This is a genomic window from Flavobacterium eburneipallidum (genome assembly GCF_027111355.2).
In the GTDB taxonomy this organism is placed as follows: domain Bacteria; phylum Bacteroidota; class Bacteroidia; order Flavobacteriales; family Flavobacteriaceae; genus Flavobacterium; species Flavobacterium eburneipallidum.
The window spans coordinates 3,351,992-3,376,321 of sequence record NZ_CP114291.2 but is presented as its reverse complement, the minus strand read 5'-3'; the positions used below and the strand labels follow the sequence as shown (position 1 = coordinate 3,376,321).

The 24,330-nt window shown below is 34.7% G+C and carries 10 protein-coding genes; all 10 read left to right on the top strand.

All coding sequences use genetic code 11. The annotated features are described in order from the left end of the window. Positions 1–4 precede the first annotated feature (4 nt). Positions 5–3,031, top strand: coding sequence for a SusC/RagA family TonB-linked outer membrane protein (locus OZP15_RS14190; RefSeq protein ID WP_281336463.1), 3,027 nt, complete (start codon positions 5–7; stop codon positions 3,029–3,031). A gap of 18 nt (positions 3,032–3,049) precedes the next feature. Then, positions 3,050–4,855, top strand: coding sequence for a RagB/SusD family nutrient uptake outer membrane protein (locus tag OZP15_RS14185; protein ID WP_269226133.1), 1,806 nt, complete (start codon positions 3,050–3,052; stop codon positions 4,853–4,855). Positions 4,856–4,879: 24 nt separating this feature from the next. Continuing rightward, entirely contained in the window at positions 4,880–5,935 is a 1,056-nt protein-coding gene (locus OZP15_RS14180) for a DUF5627 domain-containing protein (protein ID WP_281336462.1), read from the top strand. 494 nt (positions 5,936–6,429) lie between these two features. Beyond that, a complete protein-coding gene (locus tag OZP15_RS14175; RefSeq protein WP_281336461.1) occupies positions 6,430–10,461 on the top strand; it encodes a glycoside hydrolase family 98 domain-containing protein in 4,032 nt (1,343 codons plus the stop codon). A 453-nt stretch (positions 10,462–10,914) separates the two neighbouring features. Continuing rightward, positions 10,915–13,380 (top strand): glycoside hydrolase family 95 protein, encoded by a 2,466-nt coding sequence (locus OZP15_RS14170; RefSeq protein WP_281336460.1) that lies wholly within the window; start codon positions 10,915–10,917, stop codon positions 13,378–13,380. A gap of 147 nt (positions 13,381–13,527) precedes the next feature. Next, positions 13,528–15,585, top strand: a complete 2,058-nt coding sequence (locus tag OZP15_RS14165; protein WP_281336459.1) for a glycoside hydrolase family protein — start codon at positions 13,528–13,530, stop codon at positions 15,583–15,585. 79 nt (positions 15,586–15,664) lie between these two features. Beyond that, positions 15,665–16,792, top strand: coding sequence for a glycoside hydrolase family 43 protein (locus OZP15_RS14160; protein WP_281336458.1), 1,128 nt, complete (start codon positions 15,665–15,667; stop codon positions 16,790–16,792). A 101-nt stretch (positions 16,793–16,893) separates the two neighbouring features. Further along, positions 16,894–20,070 carry a beta-galactosidase, LacZ type gene (gene lacZ / locus OZP15_RS14155; protein ID WP_281336457.1) on the top strand — a complete coding sequence of 1,059 codons (3,177 nt, stop codon included), beginning with the start codon at positions 16,894–16,896 and terminating at the stop codon, positions 20,068–20,070. Positions 20,071–20,112: 42 nt separating this feature from the next. Next, positions 20,113–21,684 carry a glycoside hydrolase family 43 protein gene (locus tag OZP15_RS14150; RefSeq protein ID WP_281336456.1) on the top strand — a complete coding sequence of 524 codons (1,572 nt, stop codon included), beginning with the start codon at positions 20,113–20,115 and terminating at the stop codon, positions 21,682–21,684. 91 nt (positions 21,685–21,775) lie between these two features. Then, positions 21,776–24,328: a xylan 1,4-beta-xylosidase gene (gene xyl3A, locus OZP15_RS14145; protein WP_281336455.1), complete on the top strand. Its 2,553-nt coding sequence runs from the start codon at positions 21,776–21,778 to the stop codon at positions 24,326–24,328. Positions 24,329–24,330: the final 2 nt, after the last annotated feature.

Genomic DNA, 24,330 nt, shown 5'->3' with positions numbered 1-24,330 from the left:
AGAAATGAGTGCACAAGATAACAAGATAATTGTATCTGCAGTTGTGTATGATAATAAAGGGAATCTTGTGCCAGGAGCCACTATCAGTAGTGCTAATGAAACAAGTGAAGCTAACGATTTAGGTGAGTTTACCATAACAGTTGATGCCAATAGCATTTTAACTGTTACAGCATCTGGTTATAAAACTGGTTCCATTGAAGCGAAATCCGATTTGAAAAAAGTAGTATTGGATTATGATTCGGATACAGTAGTATTGGGATACAATTCGGATAAGGTGAAAGTTGCTTTTAATACAGTAGCTAAATCAGATGTTCTAGGGGGCGTTTCAACGGTAAACATTGCTGATCAGCTAGCCACTAATTACACAACTTTTAGTTTGGATAACTTAGCTAGTTATATTCCTGGTTATACAGGTGGTAACATCTGGGGCATGAACGGAAAATTGGTGATAGTTGATGGTATTCCTCGTGATGAGTTTAATGTTGTACCTTCTGAAATTGAAGATATTACAGTATTGAAAAGTGCAGCTGCTGTTGCTTTATACGGAAGTCTTGCTGCAAAAGGGGTTGTTTCCATTACTACTAAAAGAGGTCTTAGCAAAGGAAATAAATTTGATGTCCGTATCAATACGGGTATTATGGATCCTAAACGTTATGCCAAATATTTAAGTTCATCAGAGTATATGACATTATATAATGAAGCTCTTATGAATGATGGACAACCTCGTAATCCACTTTATACGGACGAAGTAATAGCTAATTCTGCATCAGGTGTAAATCCGTATCGTTATCCAAACGTAGATTTTTATTCATCAGATAATTTGAAGAAATACGCTACACGTTCTGAAATTGTAGCAGAATATACTGGCGGAAATGACAAAGCTCAATTTTATGTGAATGTGGGTAATTATAGAACAACAACCTTACTTGACATAGGAAATGGAAAATCAGAAGGTGAAAACCGTTTCAATGTAAGAGGAAATCTTGATATTAAATTGAGTAAAATGATTACTAGTAAAATCAATACCAGTGTTACTTTTTATGATAACAATCAAGCACAAGGTAATTTCTGGGGGAATGCGGCTACTTTAAGACCAAATTTATTTGCTCCTTTAATTCCATTGAGTTATTTGGAAAAAGCAGATGCAAAAACTCAAAACTATATTGCAACTAGTCCATTTATAGTTGATGGAAAGTATTTGTTGGGAGGTACTAGTACCCAACTAACAAATCCTTTTGCAGATATATATACTCGAGGGATTATTAAAGGGACAACTCGTAAATATCAGTTTGATACTTCGTTTAATTTTGACTTGGCAAATCTGTTGAAAGGATTGACTTTTGATACTCAATTTGGTATTGATTACAATACATCTTATAGTCAACAAATCGGCAACAATGCTTATGCTGTATATGACCCAACTTGGGCTACTGATGCTGATGGAGATTATATTACTACTTTGACTAAATTTGGTACGGATGCTAAAACTGATTCTCGTTCTCTTGATAATGCTTATCAACGTCAAACGATGTTTTTTTCAGGTGCTTTTAAGTACAAGTTTGATTATAATAAGGTGCATAACTTCTCTGCACTTTTAGTAGCCCACGGTTATACATTAGCTGAATCAGAGGTGTATCATGCCATAGCAAATGCAAACCTAGGATTTCAGTTTAATTATAATTATAAAAACAAGTATTACCTTGATTTTACTCAAAATATGGTGCATTCCTCTAGACTTGCCGAAGGGCAACAGGATGCTTTCTCCCCAACATTTTCAATGGGATGGAGAATAAGTAAAGAGAGTTTTATGGCTAATTCTAAAGTATTTAATGAATTGAAATTAACTGCCAGTGCGAGTATCTTGAATACTGACCTTGATTTTATTGGCTTTGAAGGTGGTAGTGGATACAATTTGTATAGACCTTCTTATAGCAATGCTAATGGATCTTTTTTTTCTTGGCAAGAAGGACGTCAACTTAGAACTACGGATGTTATCAATGGAGAAAATTATGGTTTAGGATTTGAGCAGAGAAAAGAATATACCTTAGGTTTAGAATCTTCTCTTTTCAATAATATGGTTCATATTGAAGCTTCTTATTTTTACAATCAGTTGACAGGTATTCCTATCAGAGATAGAAATCTTTATCCAAGCTATTTTTCTGTAACCACTCCGTCTACTTCATCTTTTATTCCGGTTGTTAATTATAATGCAGACGAACGTAAGGGATTTGATTTAGGAATAAATTTTAATAAAAAGATAAACAAAGTTCATTTGAATGTGGGTATGGTCGCAACTTATTTTGAGACTAGAGCTTATACTAGAAATGATATTATCTATAGAGATGACTATCAAAAACGTCAAGGCCAACCAACAGATGCTCTCTTTGGATTGAAAAGCAATGGATTCTATACTGCAGCTGAAGCAGCTGACATAAAAAACAATGTAGTTGGAGCTCTTCCAAAATCAACATATGCTGTAGTTAGCGCTGGTGACATTAAGTATCAAGATGTAAATAATGATAAGGTAATTGATAATAATGATCAAGTTTATCTTGGTAGAGGAGGAGCATCTCCACTAACAATTGGGCTTAACACGACTGTAAAGTGGAATAATTTTTCTTTATTCGTACTTGCTAATAGTACGAGTGGGGCTTATGCCTATAAAAACAGTTCTTATTATTGGGCTTCGGGTGTTAATGCTAAATATTCTGCACCTATGCTTGGTCGTTGGACTCCAGAGACAGCTGAAACGGCTACTTATCCAAGATTAACTACGACAGCTGGCGCTAATAATTTTATAGCTTCAGATTTCTGGATATATAAAAATGATAGAATTAGTTTATCTAGAGTTCAATTGTCTTATGACATTCCTAAGTCAGTATTGGCTAAGACTTTTATTAGCAATTTAGGTTTTTATGTTAATGGAAATGATTTGCTACTAATTGCAAAAGAAAGAGAGCACATGGAAACTAATATTGGAGGTACTCCTCAAATGAGATATTATAGTATAGGTTTAACGGCTGCATTTTAATTATAAAAAATTTGAATAATGAAAAAGAATAAAAACATATTTGTAATTTTAATTTTCTCCGTTTTATTTGTTGGTTGTACGGATCTTATAGATGCTGAACTAGAAAACATTAAGGATAAAAATGATACTTATGTAGATCCTAATTTTGGATTGGGACTTCTTACACAGGGTTATGCTAGAATCCCAACCAATGGGTATAATTTTAGTGAAGTTGCTACTGATGATGCCGTATCAAATGATCTTAATAATGGTTTTTTGAGATTAGCTACGGGACAGTGGACTGCTGCTTTTAATCCAGCAAGCCGCTGGGAAGCATGTTATTCAGGTATTCAATACATGAACATTGTTCTCAGTGAAGTCGATAAGATGACGTTTTCCGAAGACCCTCTTGTTGATACCCTTTTTAGAGAAAGAATTAAAGGGGAAGCTTATGGACTTCGTGCCATTTTTATGTATAACTTATTACAATCACATGGGGGTTGGGTAAATGGAAAATTACTTGGTGTGCCAATTGTTTTGACTGAACAAGTTGTGACTTCAGAATTTAATCTTCCTCGTGAAACGTTCAATGCGTGTACTGCACAAATTTATAGTGACATTAATAATGCCATAGATCGTTTGCCACAGGATTATGTGGATGTTGCTAGTAATGCTAGTATTCCTCCAAGATATAATGTTACTGGTATGACCCCTTCACTATACAATCGCGCCATGGGAGTAAAGTTTTTAGGTCTTGTCAGTGGACGTGTAGCTAAAGCAATTCGCTCACAAGTAGCTCTGTTGGCTGCAAGTCCTGCTTTTGCCAATGGATCTGCTGACGGTTCTAATGGAACTTGGGAGGATGCTGCTAAATACGCTGCCGAAATAATTGCTCTTAAAGGAGGTTTGGCAGGATTGCCATCTACCTTTTCTAGTGGGGTTTCATGGTATAGAAATACAACAGAGATAAATGCATTGACCTCTGGAGCCAACTCTCCAGAAAGTTTATGGAGAGGTGGAACATCTAATAATAATGATTTGGAACGTGAAAATTTTCCTCCTAGTTTATTTGGAAACGGACGTGTAAATCCAACTCAAAATCTTGTAGATTCATTCCCTGCTAGTAATGGGTATCCGATATCTAATCCACTTTCATTATATAATCCAGCAAGTCCATTTGCTAATAGAGACCCTCGTTTGGCAGAGTTTGTAGTTTATCACGGAAGTAGAGCAGGTGTTACGAATGCTCAAATAAACATTACAGCTGGTAATGACGCCATAAATAATGTGAATACGTCTACACGTACAGGTTACTATATGAAAAAATTGTTGAGACAGGATGTTAATTATAATCCAAATGGTAGAAATACTCAAAATCATTACAGACCACGCATACGTTATACAGAAATGTATCTTAATTTTGCCGAAGCTGCTAATGAAGCTTGGGGATCAGTTTCTGACCCAAGAGGATACGGTTATACTGCTTATGATATAATTAAAGCTATCCGTAAGAGAGCATTAGGTTTAAATACAGATCCTTATTTGGAGTCCATAAAAACGGATAAAGTTGCCATGCGTCAGTTAATTCGTAATGAGCGTCGTTTGGAGTTGTCTTTCGAGGGTTTCCGTTTTTGGGATTTACGCCGTTGGAAAGTGGCACTAACTGAATTAAATGAACCTGCTAAAGGCGTTACAATATCTGGTTCATTAGCAGCTCCTGTTTATGGCAATCCTTTCGTTGTAGAGAATAGAGTTTTCCAAAATCACATGTACTATGGTCCTATTCCTTACCTTGAAACGCTAAAATTTAATAACCTCCTTCAAAATGATGGTTGGAATAATTAGAAATACACATTAATAATACAAAATATGAAAAAACTAATTTTATTTTTATTGATATTGATCTCTGTTGTGGGATGTGAGAACGATCCGATATCCTACCCTGATTATGATTATTCTTCTGTATATTTTCCTTATCAATTTCCAGTGAGAACGATTACGTTAGGCGAAGATATATATGACAATACTTTGGATCTTCAATTCAAATGTAACATTATGGCAACGATGTCTGGTGTTTATGAGAACAAGAAAGACATAGCAATTGATTTTATTGTTGCAGATACAATCCCTAAGGGTTATAAGTTTGTTGGAACGTCACCATTACGCCCAATTCTTCCTATGCCACGTGATTATTATACATTGGCATCAAATCAGATCCTGATTAAAAAAGGAGATATTTCTGGTGGTGTTGAAGTGCAACTAACCGATAAGTTTTTTGCAGATCCATTAGCAACACAGAATAATTATGTAATTCCATTAATTATGACTACTGCTGTTGGTGTAGATTCTATTTTGCAAGGAAAACCACTTGTGGCAAATACTAAACCTAGAAGGTTAGATTCAAGACAATGGGATAAAATTTCTAAAGATTATATACTGTATGCTGTAAAATATATCAATACTTGGCATGGATATTATTTAAGAAGAGGTAAAGATGTGATGACTGGTAGTTTAAATAAAACGATTGTAAGACATCCAAAAGATGTTCAGACTTATGATGCAGCAACTTCTAATGTTGCAACTTGGCTTGTTCAATTGACAACTGGTTCTCTAAAAGTTTTGAAGTTTCCTGTAGTATTACAGGATGGCGCCGGAGTAAATTATACTTGCACTTTAAATCTTACTTTTGATGATGCTGGTAAATGTGTAATTACTTCTTCTGACCCTACTGCATTTACGGCTAGTGGAACTGGTGTATTTGTGAAAAAAGGGGAGAAAAACAGTTTTGGTAATGTAGATAGAGATGTACTGTATTTAGATTATACAATAAATCATATTGCAAAAAATATTAACACTCAAACTAAAGATACACTTTTGATGAGAAATAGAGGTGTAGTTAAAGAAACATTTACTGTTGTTAAGTAAAAGTTTTTAATATAAGATTGACTAAGATTTTTTAATTGATAGCATTGTCATTGAAATCTTAGTCAATAAAAAACTAATCTGTTTTTCAGGTTAGGATGAAAAATAATAATTTTTGAAACAGTAGTATTTTCATTTACTACTGTTTTTTTATGAGAAATTATTAAAATAAATTATTGAATAAAAAATAATAGTACTCATTATTTTGATTGTGCTGTTTACTTGCAAAGGTCTTGGAAGTAAATAGAATACAGATTTTACAATACCACTAAAAATCACTAATAAAGTTGTTGCCATCCTTGGATTAATTGATCCAAGTAATAGTTTAGTGCCTAATGTGAAAGTAGGTAAAATGTCTATATGTCCTCAAAATGGACTCATTATAATTTGAAATGGCAAAAGATAATATTTCAGAAAAAATTTAATTATAAATACTACAATTAAAAATGAATAAAAAACTACATTTTAATAAACTATGTATTAAAAATATTATAGTAATGGTTCTTTTTTTTATTGTGCATACAACTTATGCTCAACAAAACACTCCCTTAAGGAGGCCTATTTCGTCAAATCAACCCATGTGGTTGATTCACATTGATACTTGGAACTATGCTGATCCTCAAAAAATCATAGATCTAATTCCAGCAGATATTCGTCCCTACGTGGTTATGAATATTTCACTTTCCATTAGCCATGATGCAGCAACCAGTCAATTTAAAGTGGCTGAATATGGCTACGAAATTGCCAAGTCATGGATTAGAACTTGTGCACAGAACCAAATGTGGGTAATGATTCAGCCATCAAGTGGTGGCTTTACTCAATTTTCAGATTTTGACCTTTCGGTTTATGAAGAGTTTTATAAACAATACCCAAACTTTATAGGGTTTAATTATGCCGAACAATTTTGGGGATATGATGATGCTACAGACCCGCTTTCGGCAAAATGGAGTGATAGGATGGCGCACTTTGCTAATTTATTAAAATTAAGTAATAAATATGGTGGTTATCTATCGGTAAGTTGGTGTGGAACAGAATGGAGTCCTTCCATAAATCCTATTGGAATGATGAAGCGTAATCCAAGTTTTGCAGCAGCATGTCGCAATTATACAGAAAATTATATTTTGTCAGATAAATATACAACACAGTCTTATCAGTCTGATATGGAGAGTATTTGCTTAGGCGCTTATCTTTCGGGTTATAGTGGGAATTACGGTATTCGATACGATGATACAGGATGGACAAATAGTAATGGAGTACATGAAGGTTTTACCATGGCTACTGCTGGTGCACCACATTTTGAACACATGATGCTGAATGGACAAACCGTAATTGATGGTCCTGAACTTATCTGGACACAGTGTTTCCAGGAAACAAACCGAATTGACATCGCGGATGGTTATAAGGCTAGAAATTGGAAAACTTTTCCCCAATTTGATAATACAAGTATAGATATTTTTCGTAAAGTTCTTGATGGTACTATACGTATTCCAACTAGAAAAGAGGTTATTAATAGAGCTAAGCTTGTGATTATTAATAATGTTCAAACGGGCTCACCTGATGATATTTATAGCTCTCCTCAGACTATGTTTGAGGGACTTTATCGTATGGATGGTGATGGTAATCTTAAAGATAACAAGAGTTTCTTTAAGAAAACGGGACGTTATCCAACTATCCCAACGGTTTTCCAATTAGATGATTCAGATGCTCAATCATTTAATATAAAAGTTAACAAGTCGAATTATGCCAGCAGATGGCCGAGTATTGCTTCTAAACAAACTGAGTTTAACACTTTGTTTCCTGAAGAATATACTGGAGATTTATTTGTGGCAAGAAATGAAAATGGATGGGTAACTTATAATCCCTATAAAGCAGTTGTTCCGCAAACTGCTAGTGCCAGTGTTCCGTTTAAATACAATAGTTGTGAAAAGATGGAACTTGTTTACTCACAATATACTTCGGGAATCATTAAGGAGTTTTCAAATAAAGTTAATTTCTATTTGACAAATTACAATGAGAAGGATGCTAGTTTAAAAACTGATATTATCAAAATATATGGAAGTACTACAGAACCAACATATACTTATGAAGATAGAGCAAGCCATTTGGCGAGTGTGGTTACAAAAAATTGGACTGCAGGAGTACTTACGTTAACAATTCAGCATAATGGACCTCTTGATTTAACTGTAAATTGTGCGGGTAACGGAACACAACGTTTGACTGATTATACTGATGCTGCTTTGGTTGTACCTAACAAACCTTCAGTTTATCTTGGGGCTCGTCAAAATGAAGCGGAGCATTTCGATTATAAGAACATAAATAGCATTACTACTGGTGGTCAAAATGGTAGTATAAGAAATTATCAAGGGCAAGGATATTTAGATTTTGGAACCAATGCTGCTGCAAGTATAAAAGATGTAATTAAAGCTTTAAGAAAAGGAACGTATCAACTTAACATCAGATATGCAGCTCCTAATTCAGCTATTACAAACATTGATTTGTATGTAAATGGAACTAAAGTTGCCACTCCAATATTTAGCGAAACTAATGATGCAAGTACTTGGGCAATTGTTTCTCAAAATATAGAATTGAATGAAGGAGACAATGAAATAAAATTGCAAGCAAATTCTTCAGGCTCATATGTTATTTACTTTGATAACATTACTTTTTCACAAAATGAGAATAATGGAATATATAATTTCACTGATGATGTAGTTACTACAACTGCTACTACACCTCCTGCAAATTTAATTACCATAAAAAGTGGTAGCGCTGGTGTAGTATCACATACTGACGCAAATTCAAATATCACCAATGCTTTTAAAGCATATTCTGTTGGAGCAACAAACGGAACAGGAGTAGCCGATTTGAATATGTTTCCAACCGACGCAACTGATTACTCTGTTACTTGGAAAGAATATTATACCGCTAGCGGAGGAAAAAAAGGAGTATTGCTAAGAGCAAATGGTTCATCCGCTTATGCCGATGGAATGAAAAAAGGGTATTTGTTTATCGTTTTAAACAATGCTGATGGTACCATTACACTTCAGCCTTACGTTGCAGGTACAAATGGCATTGCAGCAAAACCTACTTATACCACTACAACTCTTAAAGTAACGCCAGATCAACCAGCATGGTTTAGAGCTTCTGCAATTGGAGATAAGTTAATTTTCGAATTTTCAGCAGATGGTGTAAATTGGGAAGGTGGAACACAAACAACTTATCAAGATGCTACCTATCCTTTAGGATCTTCAGAATTAGTTTGGGGATTAAGCTCAAACAACTTTAGTTGGGTAATGGATGATATTAAATTTTCTACTTCGAGTTTAGCTGTATCTAAATTTAATATGGATGGATTTACTTATGTTCAGGATTCAGGACCATCAGGTAGTCAAATGTTCTCTGTTTCAGGAAGTTCTCTAGTTGGAGATATAACTGTTGAAGCTCATGAAAATTATGAACTGTCTTTGACGGCTGATGGTACATATCAACCTACGCTTACACTTTCGCAAGTCAATGGAACTGTAGCTAATACAACTTTATTTGTTCGTATGAAATCGGGATTGTCAATAGGTGAAAAATTAGGTACAATTACAGTAAAAACGACCAATGCAATAGAAAGTCAGGTAAAATTAACTGGTAAGGTAAATCAACTTCCTATGTTTGTTAAATATGATTTTACTAGTGATGCAGCTACAACATCGGCATCAACACCTCCTGCAAATAATGTAACTATTGGAGTAGCTAATGCCGCAACTGCTGGAGTAGTGTCTTATACAGATGCCAATAATTTGACAACTAATGTTATTAAACCTTATGGTGTGGGTCAAAAAAATGCTACTGGAGTGATGGATTTGAATGCTTTTTCAAAAACAGGTACAGATTATTCAGTTACTTGGAAGCAATACATTGGTTCTGGTACAAATGAATATAAAGTAGGTGTTTTGTTAAGAGGTAATACTAGTAAAATTGGCACTGCATCATCAGGGTATGTTCAAGGCATAATGGAAGGTTACTTGTTATTGGTTTATAATTCAGGAACTACTACACAATTTAGAATTTATCGCTCAACATCAAGTGGACTCACAACTTTAGTTACGACATATCCAAGTTTTGATCCAAGTCCTGGTCAGCCAGTATGGTATAGAGCATCTGTTTCAGGAAGTCTAAGTGTTTCATTAAAAATGGAATATTCAACAGACGGTGTAAATTGGATTACAGGTGGCTCTACTGTCGATAGTGGTACAGTCCACACAACAGGTGCTACTCAAATTGTATGGGGCTTAGCTGTTAATAATCTAGATTTTTATATGGATGATATTTCTTTTAATGGGTTAGATGAATCGGGAGGATTAGGAACTGAAGATTTTAAACCAGATTCAACAAAAGTTTTATATTCTCAATATTATAATTTATTAGGACAAAGATTGTCAAGCATAGATAATCTTAGTGGCATTATTATCATCGTAAAAAACTTTATGTCAGACGGTACAATAAGAACAAAGAAAATTTATAAAAAAGGAAACCTTTAATTTTTTAAAGGTTTTTATAAAAAACAATGAGGCTAATTTTAGATGTAAATAAAATTAACACCACAAAAATAATTACTTAAATATAAGTAGTTTAGGTAAGATTGTCAGAACCCGTCTCAAAATTTGGGACGGTTTTTTTATTATTAACTATATAATTGTTTTCTGGTAACTAATATTGCAAGGTGTAACATAATTATCATTAAAGACTGATAATATTTTTTATTTTGGCAAATATAATTTCAGATAATATAAAAAAAATGTTATTTTTTAGTTTAAGTATAAAATTTATAACACAACCGATTGTTTGTTTTGTTTTAAATACATATATTTGTTTTTCTAAAATTAAATTCTTCCAAGGATTTTTTTTTGATTTTTTTTAAAAGTGTATTATTAACACTTTTTATGTTTTTGTATTAATCGTGTTAAAAAAATCCTCAAAAAGAAGAAAGAACTATGAAGAAATCCCTGTTTAACATCCTGCTTTTTTCTGGATTTACATTATTTGCTCAACAAACAAATGATTTAAAACTTTGGTACAACACACCATCAGGTACTGTTTGGGAAAACGCATTGCCAATAGGGAATGGCTTTCAAGGGACTATGGTTTATGGAAATGTTGAAAAAGAAATTTTTCAATTGAATGAAGGTACTGTTTGGAGCGGAAGTCCTAACAGAAACGACAATCCTAATGCTCTTGGTGCTTTGCCAGAAATTAGAAAACTCATTTTTCAAGGCGAATATAAGGCTGCTGAAAAATTGACTAATGAAAACATTATCACAAAGAAATCTCACGGTCAGACGTTTCAATCTGTTGGCAATTTAGAATTGAATTTTTCTGGACAACAGAATTATACAAATTATTATCGTGAACTGGATATCGAAAAAGCTGTCGCAAAAACGACTTATAAGGTTGATGGTGTTACCTATACCAGAGAAGCGTTTACTTCTTTTTCAGATAGAATTTTAGTTATAAAACTTTCTGCAGATCAACCGGGGAAATTATCTTTTTCAGCTGGATATACATCTCAACACAAGAAACAAAAAATAGCTATTAATGGAACTAGTGAAATCTCGCTAATGGGTACAACAAGTGATCTTGAAGGTGTAGAAGGAAAGGTGAAATTTAATGCACTTGCTAGATTTAAAGTTGAGGGCGGAAGTGTAAATGCTGTTGCTAATTCCATACGAATTGAGAAAGCGAATTCAGTTGTCATTTTTGTTTCCATTGCTACGAATTTTATCAATTATAATGATATAAGTGGTAATGAGAATGAATTGGCAAAGGTCTTTTTAGATAAAGCATTTGGTACCAATTTTGATAAATTAAAAACGGCACATATAGCTAAATATCAAAAATATTTCAAAAGAGTAAAATTGGATTTAGGAAGTACAGAGGCAGCTAAAGTACCTACAGATCAAAGATTAGCTAATTTCAGAAATGTTTCAGATCCTTCTTTCGTGGCTTTATATTATCAATATGGGCGATATTTATTGATTTCATCTTCGCAGCCAGGAGGTCAGGCGGCAAATCTTCAAGGGATTTGGAATAATAGTTTAAAGCCTGCTTGGGATAGTAAATATACAATCAACATTAATACAGAGATGAATTACTGGCCGGCTGAGAAAACTAATTTATCAGAAATGCATGAGCCACTTTTAAAAATGATTCAGGAATTGGCCGAAACGGGTAAAGAAACGGCAAAAGTTATGTATGGTGCTCGGGGTTGGATGGCACATCACAATACTGATATTTGGAGAATTAATGGTGCAGTAGATGGTGCTACTTGGGGAGTTTGGAATGCTGGTGGTGGTTGGTTAAGTCAGCATATTTGGGAGCGTTATTTATACACAGGAAATAAAAATTATCTTCAGTCTGTATATGAAGTCTTAAAAGGTGCCGCTACTTTCTATGCTGATTTTTTAGTAAAAGATCCTGTTAATGGCTGGCTGGTTGTAGCTCCAGGAAATTCACCCGAAAATGCTCCAGCAGCACATCAAGGTTCTACTATAACTGCGGGTTCTACTATGGATAATCAAATCGTTTTTGATGTATTTAGTTCGGCAATAAGAGCATCAGAAATATTGGGAAAAGATAAAGAATATGCCGAAAGTTTAAGAATATTACGAAAAATGTTGCCACCGATGCAAATTGGAAAATTCAATCAATTGCAAGAATGGATAGACGATATTGATAATCCTAAAGACAATCACCGCCATATTTCGCATTTGTATGGATTGTATCCGTCCAATCAAATTTCGGCTTATAGAACTCCTGAACTTTTTGCTGCTGCAAAAAACACGTTACTTCAACGTGGCGATGTATCAACAGGATGGAGTATGGGGTGGAAAGTAAACTGGTGGGCCAAAATGCAAGACGGAAATCACGCTTATGCTTTAATTCAAAATCAACTGACTCCACTTGGCGTAAATAAAGGAGGTGGAGGAACTTACAACAATCTTTTTGACGCTCATCCGCCATTTCAAATAGATGGAAATTTTGGTTGTACTTCAGGAATTACTGAAATGCTGATGCAAAGTTCAGATGGAGCCATTCATTTGCTTCCCGCTTTGCCAGATGCCTTAAAAGGATATGGAGAAATAAGTGGTCTAAAAGCTCGTGGAGGTTTTGAAATTAAAGATTTGAAATGGAAACAAGGAAAATTAGTTTCAGTAAGCATTCAGTCCAATCTTGGAGGAAATTTGAGATTAAGAACTCCAAATGAAATAATTGCTATGAAAGACCATAAAAATTTGAAAAAAGCAGTAGGTGAAAATTCTAATGTTTTTTATCAAGTGAATGAAGTTGAAAAGCCAATTATTTCTAAAGAATCTGATATAAAGCCGTTAGCTATTCAAACCACTTATTTATATGATTTGGATACCAAAAAAGGGAAAACATACACTTTTATAGTTCTATAAAAATTATTTGCAAGGAAACATAAAATTAGGTTTAGATTTTTATTGTTTCTACTGATTAGCATTGAATAAAGTTCATTTTTAAAAATAAAACACACTAAATAAAAGATATAAATTACTATGAAAAGTCGAAGTATAATTTTAATATGCATGGCTACATCATTGCTTGGTGTAACCAATGTCAAAGGACAAAACAAGATAGTTCCAGATAGCAAATCTGATAAAATGTTTGTACATCAATCAATAGGAAATCCTTATCTTCCATTATGGGAGCATTTACCCGATGGAGAACCTAGAGTTTTTGAAGATCCAGATCATCCAGGGAAATTCCGCGCCTATATCATTGGTTCTCACGATCTGAGAATGACAAGCTATTGTGGACCAGATATTAGAATATGGTCAGCACCAGTAGAAGATCTTTCTAGTTGGAGAGACGAAGGACCTGCTTTTACTTATCAAATTGATGGGCAATGGGATGTTATGTATGCTCCTGATCTGGTTGAGATAAAAAGAAAAGACGGCAAAAAAGAATACTATCTTTATCCGCACAGTCGTGGACAAAATAGAGAAGCAATGGTAGCTAAAGGAAGTCGCCCAGACGGACCTTTTACTCCTGTCAATCTTACTCCTGATGGCAAACGTACTGTTCCGGGAAGCATTTTGGGATTTGATCCTGCTGTTTATATTGAATATATAACCGACCCAAAAGATCCTGATTTCCAAATAGGTTTTAGGGCTTATGGTTTTTGGGGTTTCCAGAAATCATCAGCGGCTGAATTAGATCAAAATACAATGTATTCTCTTAGACCAGGAACTAAAATAATTGAACGACTATTGCCCGCTGGCAGACGTTACGGAGAAATTCGTGATCCAGAAGGAACCCAATTTCCTCAAATTTTTAAAGGAGAAGATTTAGGAAAATTCAATTTCTTCGAAGCCTCTTCCATTCGCAAGATTGGAAATAAATATGTATCCATTTATAGCGGTTATTCTGGTCCAGATTATGGAATAAGCAGCTCTAATTCCACTTTGCGTTATGCTGTTGGCGATTCTCCGTTGGGACCATGGAAAATAGGAGGGGTTTTGGTTGATTCACGTGCTCCAGTGTTGAATCAGGATGGTACTGCAATTACAACTTCAAATGCAGGTCATAATACACACGGTAGCATTGAACAAATAAATGGACAATGGTATGTGTTTTATCACAGGCCTCCACGAGGTTTTGGATTTGCTCGCCAAGCAATGGTAGCTCCAGTAACGGTAACTTCGGACCAAAAATCGGTTGCTGAAGGAGGAACAGTATCAATTAGTATGTTCGATCCTTATTCAGAAAATAAATTCCCAACTGTAAAAGACAGCAAGGGAAATGAATACAAAGGGGCTGAAGTGACTTCGGAAGGGTTTCATATTTATGGGCTAAATCCTTATCAATATTATTCAGCAGGTTATGCTTCTTATCTGTCAGACAATAGTATTCAACAAGATTCCTGGGATATCTGGGACAACCACATGCCTATTACCAATGTAAAAAATGGTCATATTGTAGGTTATAAATATTTTGGTTTTGGTGGACTCAAAAGCAATAAAAACGGATTGAAGGCATTCGAAGGAACAAAAAAAGGAAACAATACCGCATTTAATATTTTCCTAACTCCAAAAACAACAAAATCTTTTAAAGTCAATGTTTGGATAGATGGGCCTTGGGATAATGAAACATGGAAAGGAAAAAAAATAGGCGAGATTATCGTTCCTGAAAATGCTTCACAGAATATTACAAAATATACAATTGACGTTTCAAAATTTGTCGATAATTTAGATAAAAAACATGCCATTTTCTTGGTAGCAGAAGGTAGTGGTACTGAATCTCTTTTTGATTTTACAGGTCTTGGATTCAGTTCTAAGAAAAACAAAATTTCACTTCCAGTGGTACCAAAAGTTAGTATTAATGTTGATGGAAAAGCAGTAACATTATCAGCAACTCCTGTTAGATCTACTAATGCAAATGGTATTGTAGGCTATGATATTTATGAGGCAAAACACAAAATTGCATCTGGTATGACTGCTATTCCTGTCGTTTCGGCTACGACCAATAATGCTGCAGTAAAAGTAACAGTTACGCAGGCAAAGTCACTATCAGAAAATGCCATTGTGAAGTTTGATTATAACGGTGTAGTGAAAACTTATACTGTGCAGTTTGTTTCTGAATAATAATAAATTCTTGGCTTATGGAATGCAAATATTCCATAAGCCAAGATTTATATAAAGATTAAATGATTTAAATTACAGTATGAGAACCCAATTGATTTTATTGTTTTTCATTTTATCCATAGTTTCATTTGGTCAAAAAAGTGATTCGAAGAAAGAATTAAAAACGAATGCTGCCGAAAAAGTATTTAAATATACGAATCCTATCACTAGAGATTCTATACTTTCTATGCGAGATTATATGATCAATAAAGTGGGTGATAAATGGTATGCCACCGGAACTTCTAATCCAGTTTGGACGGGACCAAATCCCGGTGTCAAGCTTTTAGTTTCTGAAGATATGATTCATTGGAAATTTCATTCGTACATAATTGATGCAAGCAAATTACCCGAAGATTGTCCGTACAATGGGCGTTTTTGGGCTCCCGAACTCCATTTTATTCAAAACAAATGGTGGCTAACTATCAATAGCGGGAAGGTTACCAAAGAAGACCCTAAAGGAATGAACACACACAGTGTTTGGTTATTTTCTGCTGATAAAATCACTGGACCTTTTAAATTGGTCAATGGGCCATTAACTCCTCAATACAATAATGATGCAACTTTATTTGAAGATGATAATGGAGAAACTTATATGTATTGCAGTGGAAACGGTCTTTTTCAGGCTAAAATCGATTTGAAATCAGGTAAATTAACGACACCCATTGAGAAGTTTTTAGATAAAAAACAACCCGGTTATCCTGAATGGATGATTGGCGGAATTGAAGGGCCTTTTGTAATTAAAAAAGAAGGAACTTACTTTATGTTTTTCTCTTCTTGGACACGAGGTTATGAAGTGGGACTTTTAAAATCAAAATCACCACTAGGACCTTGGGAATTAGTTTCTCGTGAACCTATTTTTGGTACTCGAAAAAAAGGCTACCGTCCAGAATTGGCAATAAGTAATGGTTATGATCATTTGCAATTTACAGATACTCAGGATCCTTATCAAGAAACTGGACACAACGCATTGTTTACAGGTCCTGATGGGAATTTATGGACATCCTGCCATTATTTTATGTATGAAAAAAGAGCATATCCATACAGTCAAACTTTTGAATCCTGGGAACTATTTCCTCAAATGGGAATTGAACCTGTGCAGTATGCCAATGGCAGATTTTATATAAATGAACCCACTTGGACAGAGCAAGTTGTACGAATTAAAAAGTAAAATACTAGTTTGTTTTCTATTGAAATAGCCCTTGCTTTTTATTAGGTAAGCTTTTAATAGTAAGAAAATAACATTCGAATAAAAAAATTAATTAAACCGAAATGATGAAAATACGAATCCAAAATATTTTATTTCTACTCATTGGACTTCTAGCGTTGACAGATTTAAAGGCGCAGGATCGCCCGCCCCATCCAGAGTTGGAAAATCCTGCTATTCAAGGGATAAATAGAGAATATCCAAGAGCCTCCTTTATTAGTTATCCTAATCGTGAAGCAGCATTTGCCAATGACAAAAAGAAGTCTCCGAATTGGATTAATCTTGATGGTATTTGGAAATTTAATTTTGTTACGGGTATTTCCAATCGTATTAGTGATTTTGCAGCTATTAATAAAGAACTTTCAAACTGGAAGGATATGGAGGTGCCGTCCAATATGGAAATGAAAGGATATGGAATTCCTATTTATACTAATGTAGGGTACGAGTTTTATCCACAGTGGAATTTTAAACCGCCGTATATCAATGACCTCGAAAAAGAAAATATTGGCTATTATCGACGTGAATTTGATCTTCCACAAAATTGGGATGGACAGCAAGTTTTTATCCATTTTGGAGCCATAAAATCCGTAGGTTTTGTTTGGATAAATGGCAAAAAAGTTGGGATGAGCAAAGACAGCAAAACACCTCAAGAATTTGATATTACTAAATATATAAAGTCAGGAAAAAACACAATAGCGGTCGAAGTCTTCCGTTGGAGCGATGCTTCTTACCTTGAATGCCAGGATTTTTGGAGAATGAGTGGTATTCCAAGAAGTGTTTATGTTTATGCACAACCAAAGATTCGTTTGCGTGACTTTTATGCACAGGCTACACTTGACGAAAGTTATTCTAAAGGTGTTTTTAATTTGGATGTGGAGTTGAAAAATCACTCAGCAAAGAAAACCACTTCTTCGGTTACTTACGAAATTTTGGATGAAGCGGGTAAAATGATTTCATCGGCTACAAAATCAGTTCAAATCAATGATACCATTGGTAAGTTGAATTTCAATTCAATGATTCCTTCTGTAAAAAGTTGGTCAGTCGAAACGCCAAATCTTTATACTTTAGCACTTACTGTAAAAGATGATTCGGGTCTAACCACAGAAGCGACTTCGATTAAAATTGGTTTTCGCACTAGCGAAATTAAAGATGGATTTCTTTTGGTTAATGGCAAACGAGTTTTGATTAAAGGAGTTAATATTCACGAATTCAATCAAAACACAGGACAAGTTGTCGATGAAAAAACAGTGATGCTAGATTTACAGCGAATGAAAGAATTGAATGTAAATGCCATCCGTTTGAGTCATTATCCGCAGCCAGATTTCTTTTATGAGCTTACGGATAAATATGGTTTTTACCTTGTGGATGAAGCGAACATCGAATCGCACGGGATTGGTTATGACCGTGCCAAAGGAAAAAGTTTAGCAAACAATCTGGATTGGACAGAAGCGCATTTGTTTCGCACCCGAAATATGTTTGAACGTGACAAAAACCATCCTTCGGTAGTGATTTGGTCATTAGGCAACGAAGCAGGTAACGGTTATAATTTTTATCAAACCTATCTGTATTTAAGAAGTCGTGATAAAATGCGTCCGATTCAATTTGAACAAGCCGGTCACGAATGGAATACCGATATTGTTTGTCCAATGTATGCCAAACCAAAAGACATAGAAAACTATGCAAAAAAATATACCGATCGACCTCTCATTCTTTGTGAATACGAACACGCAATGGGAAATAGTATTGGTAACATTAAAGATTATTGGGAAATAATTGAAAAATACCCACATCTTCAAGGTGGATTCATTTGGGATTGGGTAGATCAGGGACTTGCTAATCAAAATGAGAAAGGTAAATTTTGGGCTTATGGCGGAGATTACGGCCCTGAAGGAACACCATCGGATGGTAATTTTTTAATTAATGGTGTTGTATTTCCAGATAGAAGTATCAAACCGCATAGTTTGGAGGTAAAACACGTTTATCAGAATATTGGATTTAAGGCAGCTGACTTAAAAACGGGATTGATTACGATTGTCAATAAATTTCGTTTTACCAATTTGAATAAATATGCTTTTTCTTATGAAATTACTGCTAATGGAAAAGTCGTTAAAACAGGTAATCTGCCAGTTTTGGATGTTGCTCCCGAACAAGAAAAACAAATTAAGATTGATGTTCGTAATTTGAAGACAAAAGATGGAGTGGAGTATTTTGTAACTATTGTTGCAAAAACCAAAACCGCTGAGGATTTACTTCCAGCAGGATGGGAAATTGCTTCGGAACAATTAAAATTACCAATTTCAACTGAAAGAAAACAAATTGAGACTCCAAAAGGCGGAAAAGTAACGTATAAAGAAGGCGAAAAGATTGCTATCATGGGGAAAAATTTTTCGGTTGAAATTGATTCTAAATCAGGCATCATCACTTCTTATAAAAGTAATGGAAATGAATTGTTGTTGAATGGTTTTGGACCTCGACCAACGTTTTGGCGTGCTCCTACAGACAATGATTATGGTTGGAAAATGACAGGGGTTTCTAAACTTTGGAAACAAGTATCCGAACAAACTCCTAATGCAACTAGCGTTAAAGTAAGTCAAAAAGGTGATGCAGTACAAGTTGAAGTCGTTTATAAGCTGGATGTTGTAAATTCAATTTGGACAACTCAATATACTGTTATGGGCAATGGTGCAATTAAGGTTGATAATGAAATGATAAACAATGGCGATAGTGCATTTATTATTCCTCGTATTGGTATGAAAATGCAAATGCCAGTTCAATACACCAATTTAGAATATTTGGGTCGTGGTCCTTGGGAAAATTACTCCGATAGAAACTCATCTACTTTTGTTGGGCTTTACAAATCGACCGTTGCAGAGCAATACGTTCCTTATATCCGTCCGCAAGAAAATGGACATCGTACCGATGTGAGATGGATGGCATTATCTACCAAAGTTGGTAATGGTTTAGCAATAATTGCCGATTCATTGATTGAATTCAACGCACTAAACAATCCAGTTGAAGACTTTGATGCTGGTCCAGACAAAAATAAAAACCTTCGCCATACCAATGATGTTACGCCTAAAAATTTAGTTGAAGTTCATATTGATTTCAAAATGATTGGCGTAGGTGGGGATGATAGTTGGGGAGCAAGACCTCATGAAGAATATTTGGTTAAGTCCAATAAAGAAGGGATTAAATATGGTTTTACGATGCTTCCATTTTCATCTTTATCTGAATTGAAGTAATTTACAATAAGAGACAATTATTAAACAACAACAAATGTACTAATGAGAAATTTTATCAAATCATTATTTTTAAGTCTTGTGCTAATTACTTCTGCTTTTGCACAAAATGGGAAAGCACAAAATCCAGTTATTTATTCAGATGTACCTGATATGTCTATGATTAGAGTTGGCGATACTTACTATATGAGTAGTACCACAATGCATATGAATCCTGGAGTGCCAATTATGAAATCTACCGATTTAGTGAACTGGAAACTGATTAGTTATGCTTATGAAACGCTGGAATACAACAATGATAGGATCAACTTGGATAATGGTAAAAATGATTATGGTAGAGGTTCTTGGGCTAGTTGTTTGCGCTACCAAAATGGAATTTATTATGTAAGTACTTTTTCAGGAACAACAGGTAAAACATACATTTATTCAACAAAAGATATAGAAAAAGGACCTTGGAAAAAAATAGTTTTAAATAGTTCCTACCACGATCACTCTATTCTTTTTGATGATGATGGAAAAGTGTATATGGTTTGGGGAGCAGGAAAACTTCAAATTATAGAGCTAAATAAAGATCTTTCAGGTGTAAAAGAAGAAACAAAAAGAGTCTTGATTGAAAATGCCAGTGCTCCTGCTGGAAGCAATATTATGTTGCAATCTGAAGGTTCTCAACTTTTTAAAATTAATGGAAAATATTATTTATTTAATATAAACTGGCCACGTGGCGGAATGCGTACTGTAGTTATTCATCGTGCCGATAACATTAATGGTCCTTGGGAAGGAAAAGTAGGATTACAAGATCAAGGTGTGGCACAAGGCGGACTTATTGATACTCCAGATGGTAGATGGTTTTCTTATTTATTTAGGGATGCAGGAGGAGTAGGACGTATTCCTTATTTAGTTCCTGTAAAATGGGAAAATGGCTGGCCAATATTAGGAGAAAATGGTAAAGTTCCTGAATATTTAGATTTACCTCCTAGCAAAGGATTAATTCCAGGGATCGTAAATTCAGATGAATTTAATCGTAAAAAAAGTGATAAAGACTTGCCTTTAGTTTGGCAGTGGAATCATAATCCAGATAATTCTCTTTGGTCTGTTAGAGAGAGAAAAGGATATTTAAGATTAAAAACAGCTAGAATTGACAGCAGTTTTGTTCAAGCCAAAAATACATTAACTCAAAGAACTTTTGGCCCTGAATGTTCAGGTTCAACACTTGTTGAGGTTTCAAAAATGAAAGAAGGAGACCTTGCAGGGCTTTCTCTTTTACAAAAAGAATATGGTTTTGTAGCTGTAAAAATGGAGAATGGTTCCAAAAAAATTGTAATGACAGAAGCTGCAAAAGGCAATCCAAAAGAAATAGAAAGTGTTCCTCTAAATCAGGATAAAGTGTATTTCAAAGCGGAATGTAATTTTAAAGACAGAGCTGATAAAGGAAAATTTTATTACAGTTTAGATGGAAAAAAATGGATCAGCATTGGAAGCACCATAAAATTACCATACACACTACCTCATTTTATGGGCTACCGATTTGGTTTGTTTAATTATGCGACTAAAAATGTCGGTGGTTTTGCAGATTTCGATTATTTCCATATCGACGGTCAAATTTCAAAAGCGAATTAATTTCAACTTATTTTTTGCAAAAAAACACATTAGTAAATTCAGCTTCAATATGAAAATTAATTATCTATTTCTAATTGGTTTATGCTCTATAATGAGTTTAAGCGCACAACAATTTCCTTTTAGGAATCCGTCGCTTAGTTCGACAGAGCGAGCAAAAGATTTAATTTCACGATTAACGCTGGAAGAAAAAGCGGCATTAATGTGTGATCAATCGGATGCGATACCAAGACTAGGAATTAAAAAATTTAATTGGTGGAGTGAAGCTTTACACGGATACGCCAATAATGATAATGTAACCGTTTTTCCGGAGCCAATTGGAATGGCGGCTTCATTTGATGATCAATTAGTTTATACTGTTTTTGATGCTGTTTCTGATGAAGCTAGAGCCAAATACAACCAATGGATTAAAGATGGTAATGAAAACAAGCGTTTTTTAAGTCTTTCGGTTTGGACGCCTAACGTCAATATTTTTAGAGATCCCCGTTGGGGGCGTGGTCAGGAAACCTATGGTGAAGATCCTTATCTTACTTCTCGAATGGGAGTTTCAGTGGTCAAAGGTTTACAAGGACCAACAGATGCAAAATACCGAAAACTATTAGCTTGTGCCAAACATTTTGCTGTTCACTCTGGGCCAGAATGGAGCCGACACGAATTGAATTTGAATAATGTAAATCCTCGTGAATTATACGAAACTTATTTGCCTGCTTTCAAATCGTTGGTGATGGATGCGGATGTTCGTCAGGTAATGTGCGCCTATCAAAGAATTGATGATGAACCTTGTTGTAGCAACACCAAGCTTTTGCAACGTATTCTTCGTGATGAGTGGGGGTATAAATATTTGGTAGTTTCAGATTGTGGAGCAGTTACCGATTTCTATACCACACATAAAGTTTCGTCAGATGCGGTTCACGCAGCTTCAAAAGCGGTATTGGCAGGAACTGATGTAGAATGTGTTTGGGAAAAATATCCTTTTAAAGAATTGCCAAATGCAGTTGCAAAAGACTTAATCAAAGAATCGGATATTGATAAAAGTCTGCTTCGTGTTTTAGTAGGACGTTTTGATTTGGGCGAAATGGATGATGATGCTATTGTTCCTTGGGCGCAAATTCCAGCATCGGTTCTTAATAGCAAAAAACACCAACAGTTAACGCTGGAAATGGCTCAAAAGTCAATGACACTTTTGCAAAATAAAAATAACATACTGCCATTGAATAAAGCCGCAGGTAAAATTGCAGTAATAGGACCAAATGCCAGCAATGAACCAATGCTATGGGGAAATTATAACGGAACTCCAGTTAAAACGATTACGATTAAAGCTGGAATAGAATCTAAAATTACTGCCGATAAAATATTTTATGACAAAGCCTGTGATTTAGTCGAGGATAAAGTAAATCAAAGTTATTTTGACCAAATTTCTTTTAATGGAAAAAAAGGAATGAAAGCAACGTATTGGAATAATCCAAATAGAGAAGGCGCTAGTGTTATTTCTCAGCAAATTATAAATCCTATAAAAATGACAACTGCTGGACAACACGAGTTTGCTTCGGGGGTTAAATTAGAAGGATTTTCAGGAAAATATGAAACCGAATTTACTGCCAAAGCAAATGATACACTTGTTTTTAAAACAGGTGCAACTGGCGCATTCGAATTATTGGTCAACGGAAAATCAGTTGCAAAATATACCAATTGGCGTACGATTCCAAGTAATTTTCCTTTTGCTGTTGAAGCAGGTAAAAAATACAGTATTGAAATTCTTTTCGCCCAATCCAACAATTGGCAGGCGAATTTGGAATTCGATTTTGGAAAAGAATTTGACATTGATTTCAGTGGATTGATTAAAAAATTAAAAGGAATCGATACCGTAGTTTTTGTAGGCGGACTTTCGACTTTGCTTGAAGGCGAAGAAATGCCGGTTTCTTATCCAGGTTTCAAAGGTGGAGATAGAACCCATATTGAACTTCCAGCTGTTCAGAGAAAATGTTTAAAAGAATTGAAAGATGCTGGCAAAAAAGTAATTTTTGTAAACTGCTCGGGTTCTGCCATTGCTTTAACACCAGAGACCGAAAGTTGTGAAGCCATTTTGCAAGCTTGGTATCCTGGCGAAGCTGGAGGTCAGGCGGTTGCCGATGTGCTTTTTGGAGATTACAATCCTGCTGGAAAATTGCCAATTTCATTTTATAAAAATTCAGATATATTAGGGGATTTCGAAGATTATTCAATGAAGAACCGCACTTACAGATATACAACAGATGTTTTGTTCCCTTTTGGTTTTGGATTGAGTTACTCTAAATTCAATATTGGTTCGGCCAAATTAAGTAAGACCAAAATAAAATCGAATGAAAATACACAATTGAATTTTTCTATTCAAAATACAAGCAAACGCGAAGGAACAGAGATTGTTCAGGTGTATGTTCGAAAACTAAACGATGTTGATGGGCCTCTAAAAACATTAAAAGCTTTTAAAAGAATCGAATTAAAAGCAGGAGAAAAACAAAATGTAACCATCGATTTACCTGCTTCATCTTTTGAATTTTATGATTCTAAAACTATGGCGATGGCGGTAACATTGGGAGAATATGAAGTGTATTATGGCAATAGCTCCGAGGCAAAGGATTTAAAAATGATTAAAATTTCAATTCAATAAAA